Annotated in this window: 15 protein-coding genes; 6 read left to right on the top strand and 9 right to left on the bottom strand. The window is 58.6% G+C overall.

Features of this window, described 5'->3' with window-relative positions:
• The first annotated feature begins 916 nt into the window (after positions 1–916).
• From BM162_RS20400 to BM162_RS20390, 3 genes are all read left to right on the top strand, one after another.
• The gene (locus tag BM162_RS20400; RefSeq protein ID WP_093425533.1) at positions 917–1,375 is read left to right on the top strand and encodes an antitoxin Xre/MbcA/ParS toxin-binding domain-containing protein; all 459 of its coding nucleotides are present in this window, start codon (positions 917–919) and stop codon (positions 1,373–1,375) included.
• Between the two features lie 104 nt (positions 1,376–1,479).
• Positions 1,480–1,932 carry a hypothetical protein gene (locus tag BM162_RS20395; protein WP_143096253.1) on the top strand — a complete coding sequence of 151 codons (453 nt, stop codon included), beginning with the start codon at positions 1,480–1,482 and terminating at the stop codon, positions 1,930–1,932.
• A gap of 474 nt (positions 1,933–2,406) precedes the next feature.
• Positions 2,407–2,751, top strand: coding sequence for a hypothetical protein (locus tag BM162_RS20390; RefSeq protein ID WP_093425530.1), 345 nt, complete (start codon positions 2,407–2,409; stop codon positions 2,749–2,751).
• Between the two features lie 895 nt (positions 2,752–3,646).
• On the opposite strand, the gene BM162_RS20385 is transcribed toward BM162_RS20390, so the two are convergent.
• From BM162_RS20385 to BM162_RS20375, 3 genes are read right to left on the bottom strand one after another with little or no spacing between them, the layout of a single operon-like run.
• On the bottom strand, positions 3,647–4,141 hold the full coding sequence (locus BM162_RS20385) for a hypothetical protein (protein ID WP_093425529.1): 495 nt from the start codon (positions 4,139–4,141) through the stop codon (positions 3,647–3,649).
• Positions 4,142–4,663: a hypothetical protein gene (locus BM162_RS20380; RefSeq protein ID WP_093425527.1), complete on the bottom strand. Its 522-nt coding sequence runs from the start codon at positions 4,661–4,663 to the stop codon at positions 4,142–4,144.
• A gap of 1 nt (position 4,664) precedes the next feature.
• Entirely contained in the window at positions 4,665–5,486 is an 822-nt protein-coding gene (locus BM162_RS20375) for a TIGR04255 family protein (protein WP_218153152.1), read from the bottom strand.
• 795 nt (positions 5,487–6,281) lie between these two features.
• Here BM162_RS20375 and BM162_RS20370 point away from each other — a divergent pair.
• Complete coding sequence (locus BM162_RS20370) at positions 6,282–6,638, top strand: hypothetical protein (RefSeq protein ID WP_093425524.1); 357 nt, start codon at positions 6,282–6,284, stop codon at positions 6,636–6,638.
• A gap of 108 nt (positions 6,639–6,746) precedes the next feature.
• On the opposite strand, the gene BM162_RS20365 is transcribed toward BM162_RS20370, so the two are convergent.
• The 5 genes from BM162_RS20365 to BM162_RS20345 form a co-directional block, all read right to left on the bottom strand.
• Positions 6,747–7,394, bottom strand: coding sequence for a hypothetical protein (locus tag BM162_RS20365; protein ID WP_093425523.1), 648 nt, complete (start codon positions 7,392–7,394; stop codon positions 6,747–6,749).
• Positions 7,395–7,405: 11 nt separating this feature from the next.
• The gene (locus tag BM162_RS20360; RefSeq protein WP_218153151.1) at positions 7,406–8,200 is read right to left on the bottom strand and encodes a metallophosphoesterase; all 795 of its coding nucleotides are present in this window, start codon (positions 8,198–8,200) and stop codon (positions 7,406–7,408) included.
• Positions 8,201–8,245: 45 nt separating this feature from the next.
• Positions 8,246–8,653 (bottom strand): hypothetical protein, encoded by a 408-nt coding sequence (locus tag BM162_RS20355; RefSeq protein WP_093425520.1) that lies wholly within the window; start codon positions 8,651–8,653, stop codon positions 8,246–8,248.
• Between the two features lie 145 nt (positions 8,654–8,798).
• Complete coding sequence (locus tag BM162_RS20350) at positions 8,799–9,233, bottom strand: hypothetical protein (protein ID WP_093425518.1); 435 nt, start codon at positions 9,231–9,233, stop codon at positions 8,799–8,801.
• A 337-nt stretch (positions 9,234–9,570) separates the two neighbouring features.
• Positions 9,571–10,041 carry a recombinase family protein gene (locus BM162_RS20345; protein ID WP_093425517.1) on the bottom strand — a complete coding sequence of 157 codons (471 nt, stop codon included), beginning with the start codon at positions 10,039–10,041 and terminating at the stop codon, positions 9,571–9,573.
• A 329-nt stretch (positions 10,042–10,370) separates the two neighbouring features.
• Between BM162_RS20345 and BM162_RS22565 the strand changes: the two genes are divergently transcribed.
• Positions 10,371–11,018, top strand: coding sequence for a hypothetical protein (locus tag BM162_RS22565; RefSeq protein ID WP_143096252.1), 648 nt, complete (start codon positions 10,371–10,373; stop codon positions 11,016–11,018).
• 137 nt (positions 11,019–11,155) lie between these two features.
• Here BM162_RS22565 and BM162_RS23175 read toward each other — a convergent pair whose 3' ends face one another.
• Complete coding sequence (locus BM162_RS23175; protein WP_143096251.1) at positions 11,156–11,878, bottom strand: hypothetical protein; 723 nt, start codon at positions 11,876–11,878, stop codon at positions 11,156–11,158.
• 183 nt (positions 11,879–12,061) lie between these two features.
• Here BM162_RS23175 and BM162_RS20335 point away from each other — a divergent pair.
• Positions 12,062–12,242, top strand: a 181-nt coding sequence (locus tag BM162_RS20335) for a transposase (RefSeq protein ID WP_143096250.1), incomplete at its 3' end; no start/stop codon positions are given.

The following is a 12,242-nucleotide window of genomic DNA, read 5'->3' as shown; positions in this document are numbered from 1 at the left end:
ACCCGACTTTACCAGCGAGCGGTGCGGCAGAACAAGGCCACGAGGCTATCATCATCTCGGCCGTTCGGCGTCATCATCCCAACGGGCACCCGATAAAGAGGTGGGTCGCGCGGACGACCTCGAACCGCGCCAACAAGTTCGCGGCGGATAGAAGGGCAGGGTCGACGGCTTCGACCGGGCGAGCTTCCAGAAGAGCTAATGGTTGAGGCGCCAGGTGAGCCAGACGACTTGATGCCCTTACGGGTTCCTTCATTCTGCGGGAGCCTTCTGGGGCCATCAGGTTCCGATGGCTGGGGGAGCGCATCTACGACAGGTTTTGCGACAGGATTGGGGCCCGTGGGTACTCGAGTCGCCGTGGGAAGGCGGCTACTGCTTGAGCTTCAACGCTCTCGTCCGCCACGTGGTGCTCGACAGGAGATCGATCCTCTACTCGCTCCGGGACGCGCACGCGGGAACTCTGTATGGGCGGCCTTTTCTTCTGCCTGCGGCCAAGGATCGAGCAAAAACGCAAGAAAATGAAATTTGGGCTTGCGCTGAACAGCGCCATTGTGCATATAGGTCTCATTCCCCGCTAGCGTGGGGATAGCCCGACACTAGACCTCGTCTTTACGGGATCGAGTGAACGGCACCTCGTCAAACGCGAGGCCCTCCCCCGCAAACGCGGGGATAGTTGGGAAGGCGGAGCTGCTGGATCGGTAGCTCCGCCTTCTTGTATTCTAGGAAATGTATCCGCAGACCCCATAAAATGTTGCGAATCTAGGGGAGAACTTTGCTGGTCATTTTCTGAACCGCGTACAGTTGATCTTGCACGATGCTCCTTATTCGGTAAGGGGATGCTTCACCCGATCACGATACGGCAGAGTTGCAATAGCGCGAAAAACGTTTTACGTATCAGCAAAGAAGACTTTCGTGCGCAATGGATGACATCGACATCGACACGAAGCGCCGCCTCAGCGGCCCCGGGCTACGAACCGTTCTCAACATCGCCCGAGAGTGGCGCCTCACGACCGACGAGATGCGGCGCCTTGTCGGAGCTCCGGACTACGAGACCTATCAGGAATGGCGTTCGGCGGCCCTCGGCGGTAAAGAGCTGGTCCTCCGGGAGGCGGTTCTCTGGCGGCTGTCCTGCGTGCTTGCGGTATACCGCCACATCCGGGAGACGTTCTCTGTAGGCGAACAGGGGCAGCAGTGGCTTCACGGGGAGCACAAAGTCTTCAAGGGACGGCGCCCGATTGACCTACTTCTCGACGAGGACATCGAACAGATGCGCCGAGTGCACAAGTATGTGGAACTGGTCGCCTGGGCCCAGAGCCCCGATCTCGAGCCCGACGTGGAGGTAGAACTGGTGACTGCGCGAGATCGGTATTCTCATTGACAATGGACGACCTCTTTCAACGCCTAGACGCGGAGGACGGCCGGTTCCTATTCACTGCCGATGAGTTGACGGAGCTTGCGCTGGATCCTCATGACGCCCTTCTGTTGGACGACATGATCGACGACGTTCGCATCATCGAAGCGGTCGAGGGCATCTTCCTGTGGACCGGCACCACTGTCGAACAGCTCGAGTGGCCTTTCCGGATCGCGCAGAAGCTGCGGCCGGGAGAGACGCTCTACGAAAGCTTCGAAAGCGCGGCTAGCGGACATGGTTTTATCTCGCAGATCCCCATGATCTATACGCTCGGTACGACCGGCGAGAGCGGGTACCTGAAGACGAGATATGGGCACGTCGAGCTGACGCACGTTGAAAGGTCGCCGGAGGAGATCGAGCGAATGACGAGACCGGCGTATGGTCCAGTCAGGATCGCTCGGCCGGAGCTTGCTCTCGATGACCTGCGCCGGAAGGACCGGAATCTGCATCTTGTGAACATGGAAGACTATGAGGAGGTGGTGAATGAGTTGGTGCACGATCAAAGCGGTGGTAGCGGCAACTAGCGCGATTGTTGCTGTGGCTCCAGAGTCGGTTGCGGCGGAGACACGCACTATCGGCGGTATGATTTCGGACTGCCAGCGACCGAAAAGCTACTGCGAGGCGTTCGTCGAGGACGCGAAGCACGTGATGCAGGCGAACTGCCAGATCTCAGGTAGCAGCGATTTTGGTATTGGTTGGTTCCCGTCACCCAAGGCTGGACGCCTTGCCGTCGTTGACTGGGCCGCCGGAATGCCAGGCAAAGCCGCGCTCGTCGCTTGTGCAGGGCGGCCGATGGTAAGGCAGGGGCCACACCGGGGTTGTGCGGCGAGTGCCATCTCATGAGGGGAGCACCTCTTAAGACACGAGGAGGTCGGATCAAGATTACGGCACAGCAGATCAGAGACGGTCTGGTAGCTGTTCATGTCGAAGACAACTTTGGACGCTCGACGCTGACCGTCGACGGAGAGACGGGCGATTCGTCCGGAGATTTGGAATCATTGGTCAAAGCGATCCTCTGCGCGGTCGAGGAGGCCGAGCCGGACGTTCACTTCTCCACGGAAGGGCTCGGATCCGAGGGACCGCCTGCCGGTGAACATGTGCCGCAAGTCGATGACGCGTTGAGTGTGGTGACGGAGCCCGGGCGTGAGGATGCCCATGAGCAGAAGCATCGCCGGGCAAAGCCTGCGGCAACATCCAACATCCAGTTTAGATGCACGCAGCAAGCGCGGGATCGCTGGGACCAGTACCAGGTCCGTAACCCGCACATGAGCCGCGCGGGGATGATTGAGCATGCGCTACGTTTGATGGAGGCCGAGGAGAGGGGAGAGATAAAGCTACCCTGAGCTCCCGCAGCGTAGCGGCCAGCAGTTCTGCAGTTGCCTTGGCAAGGTCGTCGCCGGGAGGCTCGCTCTCGGCGCTCGCAGCATTGCCATCGCTCATCTTCTCCGCCGCAATCCATCGCGACCAAACCCACGCTGGCCGCCGCTGGGCGGACTGCCTAGCGCAGGCGGTGGTGATGAAGGCAATATCCCTTGCATGCCTGAAGAGAGTCGAGGTCGCATGATGGACATTATCGCTGAAAGATAACGTTGTTCTTTGGGAACTCGTGATCCTTGCTCAAGAAACGCAAGCCCTCTACTGCGCGGTGGCCTGACAGTTGCTTTCCTCACCGCCTACGCAGACCGCGATTCTCCGGGCTTCAATGAGACTATCAGCTCTGTAGCGTGGGGATAATTCGCTTGGTTTTCTTCTGAACCCGAACAGATTGTCCGGCTTCGCACTGGCTTTGCCAACGGTGCCTCACTATCCGCAATGCGGGAAGTTTAGCACCGGAGACAAATCGTCCAGCGCCCGCCGCTCAAGACTAGCTCAAGACTCGTCGCAGCCTTAACGGCACATAAGATATTGAAAAGATTCATTATTACCATGGCAATAAAACGCGGTGCCACGGCTTTCGGCCTAGGCGCGCTGTCAGAAGCCATCGCGTTGGAAGCGATTTTGACCGTCAGCATGGCGGGAGGGCAGGGTCGGGAAAGTCCGAGAGCTAATCATCCCGCTCCGAAAATTCTGTTCGTCAACTGTTAAATTATCAATCCCTCGCAGCACTGAGGAGGATCTATACTGGTAGAAGCTTAATCTGGAGCCGAACGAGGAGCGTCGGCTTGCTCGAGAGCGCGTGGGCAAGCTGACGGACCTGTTGCTGTCGTCGAGGTGAGGGCGTAGCTTAGTGAATTCGCGCTAGGAGTAGACGCCCTTCAAGTCTCTTGGTCCGCCGCCAGCGTTGAAGACGTCGATCAAGTTCGACCTGACGGCCTCGAGGACGCTTTTCGACTGTGCGGCCACCTCTTCCGAAAAGCCGAGGTGTGCGTGAGCTGGAAATCCCGGCAAGCCGTCGTCAGCGACGCATACGTCCTGGGGCGAGCTTCCTGCGAGAGCCCGAATTGCCTTGGTGGGCGCTGTCAGCGCGCCGCAGAAGCGCCTGGATGGGTTCCGCTGCACCTGTGGGTCCACTACGTTCGCCTTGGTGTCCGCTTCGCTCGAATAGGGCTTTCGTACGACCGAAAGCTCCGACTTCTTCAAGATGCTCTTGGAAAAAGCCTTGTTTTTTAGCTCGCCCGACGCAGCATCGAAGAGATCAGGGTGGATCAGACAATAGATGATTTCTTCCTCGTCCAGGACGAGGCCGGGAGAGTGTGCAGATTGCTGGTTCTTTTCGCACTCGCAGCCCGGCATCTACCCGTCAAAGCGTCTGAGATACTCGATAAGGTCGGTGGGGAGGTCCGGGTTGTTCAACTCCTCCGGCCCCTCTCCGGGCACGAAACGACCGGCGTGCTTTAAGGCGTACCCCAGGAGTCCGTCCCCATCGACACTAGCGGCAGCAGCCAGGTCGCCCTGCTTCCATTGAAAGGTGATCTCTTCCTCGCCCAGTGCGACAGCAGGCATCGGCACACCGTCGGGCAACTTCGTCAGGACTTTCATGGCGTCCATACGGATGTCGTCTGTGATGCCTTCGCCGCCCGTCCCTTGGAGCACGAGTTTGAAGAGCGCGCCTACGTTGCGGTTAGCTTTGGGCGCCGGACTCTGCTCGACATCCCCATCGTAGGCCCTTTTTGAACGCACCGAGCTCGCCCGAAGCGGAACCATCGTCATCCACCGGCACGACCGCCGCTCGCTACCGGGTTCAGCACCAATCGGCCGGACGCTCTTCACAGCGGCGTGCCCCATGAAGTCGTCGTTTACAGCAGAGATAACCATCTCAACTCCTCACCGGCCGTCGTTCCCCCAGCCGCTCACGCAGCTTATCGCTGATAGTGTTCTCAAACGCCTCATGTAGATCGGCATGGGCCGCATCCAACCACTTAAGCGCCTCGGCAGCATTTGTCACGGCACCGTTTTCAACGCTTCGGCGAACCCGCAGGTCCAGGATGACCGCCGGACGCCCCTCTCGCGTGCCTGGAGTGGCCTTTAGGACGAAGACGTCTTGAGGATCGCGAGCGAGTGGGAACCTGAGTTCAGCAAGCGGAACGTGCTCGCTCTCTGGATGCATGATCGCGGTCCGCAGGCGGTCCGACGGCTTCAGGTCAAGAGACAAGTGCTCCGTCATAAATTCTGCCACTCGATCTACACCGTGCTGCTCCGTGAACGCGTCGAGGTAGCGGAGTTCGATGAGACGAGGCATCGCGAATTCGGTGCCTAGCTGGAAAGCAGCATCCAAGGCACCAAGACCGGCTTCAAGCGTAACGCGGAAGTCAGCCCAGCCCTCGTATGGCGGCGTGATATTCGCAGTAAAGAGGCCGGGGCCGAGCTGGAAGAGGGGCCACGTGTTAGGGGCTCGGCGGTAGCGGAAGACGGGCTGGCCCGCCAGCATCTCTGACGGGAAGTCAGAAGGCGGCAGGCGCTCGATGTGTCCGAAACCCAACTTCGCGAGGTTGTCGGCGACCTTCCCGTGACTCCGCTCGAAATTAGGATCTAGTTCGGCACCAGGCATCGACGCAATGGGCACGAGCTGCCAGCGCAGCTCTGCGATCACCTCGACGAGAGGTGCGTGCTCGTAAAGGTAGTCCTCTTCCTTGGTCATATTGCCTTCCTGCCCGAGATCAGTAAGCGATGCCAGCATAATCGGCGCAAGTTTCCGAGCTTCCTATCGTCTGGGATGCAACGCTTCGTAAACGACTTGAGCCCGCTATTTTCGAAGGTGGTAAAGTGATGCCCGCATTTCCTGATCGAGGCAAGATGGCGCCGTGGCACCCGCCCAGCACGTTCCGGAAGCGCAAATTTCCGGCTTTGCGGCCGCTGCCGCGCAGGCGGGCAAGAAATAGGTTTTACAGCCACTTTCGCCTCACGATAACCAATCATGCGGGCGCACCTCAAGAACCACGCTCAGCGTCGAAACAAAGCCACCGGATTTTTAACGCATCTGGCGGATCAATGTTGACATGAGGGACAGTCGATCCGTCGGCTGAAAATGTGATTTTTACCCTTACTCCCGAAATTCATATTTTTCTTATGTCCGATAATCCTCCCTTATCGGACATAGTGTCAACACTGAGGGTGGTGGGCGAAAAATATGATAATCGGCGTTCTGCGACACCGAGCAAAGGTCCAGCTGGACGCTTCCCGGCAGCGCCGTCTTGGGCGCGGAGGGCGCGCCTCGGAGGCACTAGGGGCTGACCCGTGGTATTCGCGATGCGTGAAATTGCCGCTCAAAGCTTCGAAATGTTTAAAGACATTTAACGGCTGGCTCATTATTCAGACGAGGCCGAAATTTTTTTCCCTGTCGGCTATTGCCTTTCGGCAATAAAATGAGATTTAACACATCAACACCGGGCGCCGTTCGCCCGACCTGAAAATGATAGCCATAGGAGAAAACAACATGTCGCCCTACGCCGAGAAGATCGATCCCACCTACGCTCTCGTTGTCTATCAGGCCGCCGAAAAATACGGAGTAAAAATTATGAATCCTAGGTACTTCGAGCCTAGGGTATCCATCGGGCCAAGCTATTGGGGTCTCCGGATCGCGACCCTCCAAGACGGCCGATATCTAGCTGTTTCATATGATGAAGATCACTGGATTGCGGCTGTGGTCGATGACGAAGAGATGGGGAATCCCTTTGCGGACGAGGTTCAACCAGAGTACGACGGGAACGCAATGGAGAGGATTGCTAATCGTCTTAAGGTCGGCATGGACTGGCTGTATTGTTATCGGCATCCGGACGATGACGAGTACTGAAACGACGGGGCGGGTAACGGTAACCGGCCCCATGACGCCGCGATACTGTGGGTCAAAGAACGCTCCGGTGACGGCGGCATCCGGAACTTCGCGGATGGAATGCGGGCGTCAATTCGGCGGAACGCAGTAGGGACGAAGAGGGTCAGGCGACGGAGGAGGTGAGAAGGCACGTCTAAATGCCTTTAGGTCACGTTCCCGGAGGGCCACGGCGTCAGGCGAGAGCGTTAGCACGTGGGGCTCCCGAAGGCGCTCGCCCGGCGTCCCGTAGATCATGCACCGGTCTCGGGACTGTCCTTCACACCAGTCTTCCAGATCAAGCAGACGGTCGCCTAGTTCCTGGTCGTCTCCGTCGACAGACAGGTAGACGCGCAGGAGGCCGAACTTTTCCTTGACCTGACGCACGTTGATGGTGCCCGCGTGCCTTTGCTGGAGACAGATCAGCTCGGGCGCCAGAGCCTTCAGGATGGGCACCCATCCCGGTGCCGTTGCAAGATCCTCGGCACCCTTGATCCCGGCTTCTTTCAAGTCGGCTCGGAGGCGATGGATCGTCGGCCAGAAGGCGTCCTGAGCCGGAGCACCCCACGGCAACTGCTCGACCGGGACGGGCACGCTTTCCACTTCCGCCCAGCCGTCGGGTAGACGAGCCTCGATACTCCGTTGCAGATCAGAAGTCGCGGACGGCGAGAGACAGAGAGTCACAGACTGGCCGTCCGGGGATTCATAAACGGTGCGGCGCAGGAGACGGAAATCTGTCATGGCCGGACTCCTCAAAGTGCAAAGATGCAGTTCACAATGCGGTCCCGAGGCGCGGAGACTTGCGGCGGGTAGCCGAGCGACACGCTGCGGACCCTGGTGCGTCCGACATTCAGAGGCTGCGCATGGTGCTCATGTCCGTGCAGCCAGAGATTGATGTCATATTTTTCAAAAAGCGCTGTCAGGTCCGAGGCATACGCCGCCCGCACGTCACCGAGGGATGCTGGAAGCACGCCGGGATGCGGCGCATGATGCGTCACCACCACCGTTTTCATACTTTCCGAGGCAGGAGTGGCCAGCCGCTCCTCCAGCCAACGCCGATGTTGCAGATGCCTGGAGACGACATCGCTCGGCCGCAGCTTTCGGTAGCCATCCGAGGCCACGCGGATTGCATGGAAATCGTTACTCTTCTCGATGGCCGCGTGTTCGTTCCGGAGTCGTCCTGGAGGCAGTTGGAAGTCCGTCCATAGCGTCGTGCAGAAGACACGGCTCGCGCCCAGCGTGAACTCCGCTTCCTGAGCGTAGTGAACGTGGCAGTCCTGGGCCACGAGCCTGAGCTTGTCCTCGTCATCGATTGTCTGCCCGTAGAAATCGTGATTACCGGCAAGGGCATAGATCGAGACGCCGGGAATCTTGCCTTGGATGTAGTCGAACACGCGGGGCCAGCGCTTCCGCCCTTTGTTCGTCAGATCACCCGCGAGGATGACAGCCTCCACACCCTCCAAGACGTCCATGCAATCCTCAAGCGGGTCGCGGCCGACTGCCGACCAGAAATCATAGTGTAGATCGGAGACAATGAGCGCCTTCAAAGCTCCTCCATTCGAACTGGATTTTACTTTGTTCATCGATCCATATTACCCGATCTTCTCCTTAACCGGCTTAAGGATTCTCATGATCTCTTCGCGTGTCACCTCGTCAGGCGCATCTTCGCACCGGTTGACCAGTTCCCGCGCCTTCGCAATCCTTTTTACATGCAGTGGGACACCGCCCGATACTTCGGCGCAGTGGTTCGCCGTGCGAGCGGCCGTCATTTCCGGGTAGGGGTAAGCGCGACTGGGCGCGCGTACGCTCTTCACGGCCTCCGTCCGCTCTGCGGCATCGAACCGGCCTGCCTTGTCGAACTCACCAGGTGGATTGCTGAGCCGATTCTTCCTGGCGTAAAACATCATCCCGCCGTCAATGTCAGCATCGGAATATCCGTTGCCCCGGGCGATCTGCTTCACCGTTTCGGAAAATGCATCATTCTCTTTTTTATCACTCATCGGAGGTGTCCTTCTCCCAACGGTGGATAGGATACTCATACATGGTTTACAGAATGTTACGAACGAGCATCTTCTCGAAGATTTCGATTGTTGTCGTATCTCCTCTGTTCGGTCTTCGTGCCCAAGATGAACCCCCGGCTGGTGTCTAGACCGGGAGTAAACCTGGAGCCGTCGGTTGCTCATCGTCGATCTGGTCGGCCGACGGCTTGATTCCGCCAGAGCGAGGGACAAAAGTCTCTCGCCCCTCCAGCCAGTTCAGGGCTCCAGTGATCGGGATCATCTTGTTGTCGTCGCGCTTCAGGTTGACTGTGTCTCCCGAAATCATCGCGCGCATCCGGCTTGGAGAGACGCCACCGAGCAGAGCGAGGCGTTCCGGCCGCACGGGCTCGTTGTGGTCGAGGGCAAAGCGACCTCGCGCCATGCCATAGATTCTGTCGAAGTCGTTTTCCGGCTCCCCGAGCCACGCGTCGAGATCAACGGCTTTCAGGAAGCGTGCGATGACCGATATGAGTTTGTGAATGCGCTCTTGGCTTACTTGGAATGAGTCAGCCGCCGTGGCATCCAGATCGACGCAATACACGGCATTGGCGGTGAACTTGTGGAGAGCAGGGCGGGGGACATCATTGCGCTCTATCGCGTGATTGGCACGCTCGTGCCTGAAGCTACGACGGCCTCCTGCGAACGGCGAGAGTCGCAGTCATTAGCCTCGGAGGTATCAGTGCCGCATGGGCCCGGCGGAGCAGGGGAGGGGCCATGACCTGGCGGTTGCCAAGACGGCCTCGGTCGATAACGTAGATTTAGAGGTGGGCGGAAGACCTCCTCGGCGCCCGTATTGGGCCTTGGATGACCCTCTGATCTGTGCGGACGGAGCACCCGCAAATGTGCGCGATCCGTGTCCAGGAGACGCCCTCCGCACGTCACTGGACAATGGCCTCGCGCTGATCGGCATTGAGGTTCCGTTTCCGACCGAAATGGGTGCCGCGCCGACGAGCCCCTTCAAATCCGGACATCACTCTCTCGCGGATGGTCTCGCGCTCGAGCTCCGCGAAGACACTGGCGATGTGGATCATTGCCTTCCCCATGCGCGTCGAGCTGTCGAGCCCCTCCTTGATCGAGAACAGCGTGATCTCCTTCTCGAGGAAGTGCTCGATGATCCGCATGACGTCCGTGGCGGAGCGGCCGAGGCGATCCAAGCGCCAGACGATGACGGTGTCGCCTGGCTGGACCGTAGCCAGCAGCCGGTCCCGGCCCGGCCGCTCTGTCGTGGCGCCGGATATGGTGTCCGAGAAGGTTGCGTCCTGCTGGCACCCGGCCTCGAGCAGTGCATGGATCTGGAGGTCGAGGTTATGGTCGGCGGTGCTGACCCGCGCGTATCCGATTTTCGCCATTCTGCCCCTCAATATGCCTTCGCATTATGACATAGGGGTTTCGACGTTTTTATAGCGTTAAGAGCAAGGGCCTGCCGGGGTGCGTCATTTTCTACACCTTTTGGCGCTGATCCGGGCGACCGCTATCGAGACTGCCCCGGTGCCGCTGATCTGCTAACGGTTGAGTCGCGAAGACGAGCAGAATAAGATCCTTCGGAAAGGCGGAATGAGCGGCGAGAGAGTGCAGCGAGTATCCGGTGCGACCTGAGGGCGTCGGAAAGCGCCTTTGCTCTGGCAACCCAACGCATCCTCTCCCTTGCTTGGGCAGTCGCCATGTTGGGAGGTATCGCATGAAATGGCTGTGGCTTTCGGCAGCAGCTTTGGTCATAGGAAGTTGTTCAGTCGCATCCACCGGACATGCGGAGAGCTGGTTCGGCGATGTTGGGAGTTTGTTCCGTGACGGCGGAGAGAAAGCGAAGCCTGCCAAGGAGCCTGCCGACCCAAAGGAGCTTCTGGGAATAACTGCAACTTTCGGGCACATAGAATGCTCAAGTGAATATCCCATATTGGTCAGTATAAAGAATAGGTCCGACGTTAATTTTACCAATATCAGGTTTCTCGCCTACGCACACGATGATTCGTTTAGTCGAGCGGAGTGTGCCGAGTCGCACGATCTCAAGGACCGGGTTGTAAAGGCGGGCGAAACCTACCGCACATGCCTATCGACACTTGAAACACGCGGCGTGAAATTTCAAGGCGAGCGGGTCTCGAATGAGGCTTTGGCGGATGCGTTTGAACTATCGGTTACCCAATACGCCAACAAGTATGGGATGGATGCGGAGCTAGAACTGCGGCCTGAGTTGCGGAGAATGGAACGTGAGCACTGGGAAGAAGCGCGTTCTGTTGACCCGCGACAGCCACTTGGCTGCTGGGCGGCGCCGGAGAACATTCCTTGGTACGGGAAGGTAATAAACCTAGAAGTCTTTTCGGGGTTCTAATTTTATAGTGAACGAGGATCGTCCGGTGACCGACGGCTTGAGCCGTAGAGCAGCCGCAGGTGACGGCTTCGCGTTCAGGAGGAGGTCCTCAGCGTGGCTGAGCCAGGGCAGGGCGGCAAGGGCCATGTCAGAGGCGCTTACCAGCACTTGTCTGTGATTGCGCCCTGATACCACGTAACTACGCCTGATAGGCAGGCTTGATCGGGTGTGAGATAACCCATTTCGTGGGGCTCCCAGTTCTGCATGGCAGCTAAGAATGCTTCGGGATTGGCTCCCATCAACTGCACGTAATCCCAAACGACCCCGTAGACGGGATGCTCCAAGGGTACTCCGACGCCATCGATTGAAACCTGGTGAAAGCCCAAGCGGGGGTACGGTCGCATAATGGAGCGCCTCACGCCGCCCAAGAAGAATATCGGGCAGGCGCTTACGCATTCCCCAGAAAGCTGGGTGGAAAGCCCCATCTGTCTCACTAGAAGACCTGCTCTTATGGCTTCTTTTACGCTTCCGCCGCCGCTTCCTATACCGACGGTGCGAACCTCAGGATGTTTTGCAAGCGCATCCCGAAGCCGATCTGAGAAGCCTGAGACTACGTCGCCGTAGATCCAAAGGTATGTTCCATCAGCCCTGTAAAAGACCTCGGGGGGAACATCCACCCACAGACCAGTGGGTATCCCTCTTTGACCGACGCATTCCGAATTCCAACGTTTGGCGCGCTCATGCTGAGAAACGCCTGCGAACCATTCGGCTGCATGGGTCCAATTCCTCAGTGAGGCGTAATTGTTAGCTAGGATCTGTGGCTCGCTGTCGAGCGGCGGCTGCGGTGGTTCTAGGTGGGCAATCTGCTCGGTGAACCCCATTCGCCTTCCGAGGATAGCACATTGGTGCATCTTCGCATCCATGACGCCGTGGAGCGTGCCGAGGAAATACGTTATGGGCTGGCCCGATGCAACCTCCGCCGCCGTCTTGTAGCGATCTGAGGTGGTCCCCAAAAACCGGACGCTCGGCTAAGCTTGCCGCCAACGATGACAAGGACGAACAGCGTGGCTGGCAAACGGAAGAACTACGGTGCCGAGTTCAAGGCGAAGGTGGCGCTCGAGGCCATCCGAGGTGAGATGACGGTCGCCGAACTGGTGGCGAAACACGGCGTGCACCAGACCCTGATCAACTCTTGGAAGCGGCAGGCGCTCGAGGGCATGTCGGGGATTTTCTCGGGGAAGGCCG

It is taken from the genome of Tranquillimonas alkanivorans (assembly GCF_900115595.1).
Lineage (GTDB): Bacteria > Pseudomonadota > Alphaproteobacteria > Rhodobacterales > Rhodobacteraceae > Tranquillimonas > Tranquillimonas alkanivorans.
This window is presented reverse-complemented; position numbering and strand designations above follow the sequence as displayed.

Excerpts from the sequence above, each read along its gene's own strand:
- BM162_RS20400 (WP_093425533.1), top strand. The coding sequence starts at position 917 with ATGGATGACATCGACATCGACACGAAGCGCCGCCTCAGCGGCCCCGGG.
- BM162_RS20385 (WP_093425529.1), bottom strand. The coding sequence starts at position 4,141 with ATGCCGGGCTGCGAGTGCGAAAAGAACCAGCAATCTGCACACTCTCCC.
- BM162_RS20380 (WP_093425527.1), bottom strand. The coding sequence starts at position 4,663 with ATGGTTATCTCTGCTGTAAACGACGACTTCATGGGGCACGCCGCTGTG.
- BM162_RS20375 (WP_218153152.1), bottom strand. The coding sequence starts at position 5,486 with ATGACCAAGGAAGAGGACTACCTTTACGAGCACGCACCTCTCGTCGAG.
- BM162_RS20370 (WP_093425524.1), top strand. The coding sequence starts at position 6,282 with ATGTCGCCCTACGCCGAGAAGATCGATCCCACCTACGCTCTCGTTGTC.
- BM162_RS20365 (WP_093425523.1), bottom strand. The coding sequence starts at position 7,394 with ATGACAGATTTCCGTCTCCTGCGCCGCACCGTTTATGAATCCCCGGAC.
- BM162_RS20355 (WP_093425520.1), bottom strand. The coding sequence starts at position 8,653 with ATGAGTGATAAAAAAGAGAATGATGCATTTTCCGAAACGGTGAAGCAG.
- BM162_RS20345 (WP_093425517.1), bottom strand. The coding sequence starts at position 10,041 with ATGGCGAAAATCGGATACGCGCGGGTCAGCACCGCCGACCATAACCTC.
- BM162_RS22565 (WP_143096252.1), top strand. The coding sequence starts at position 10,371 with ATGAAATGGCTGTGGCTTTCGGCAGCAGCTTTGGTCATAGGAAGTTGT.
- BM162_RS23175 (WP_143096251.1), bottom strand. The coding sequence starts at position 11,878 with ATGGGGTTCACCGAGCAGATTGCCCACCTAGAACCACCGCAGCCGCCG.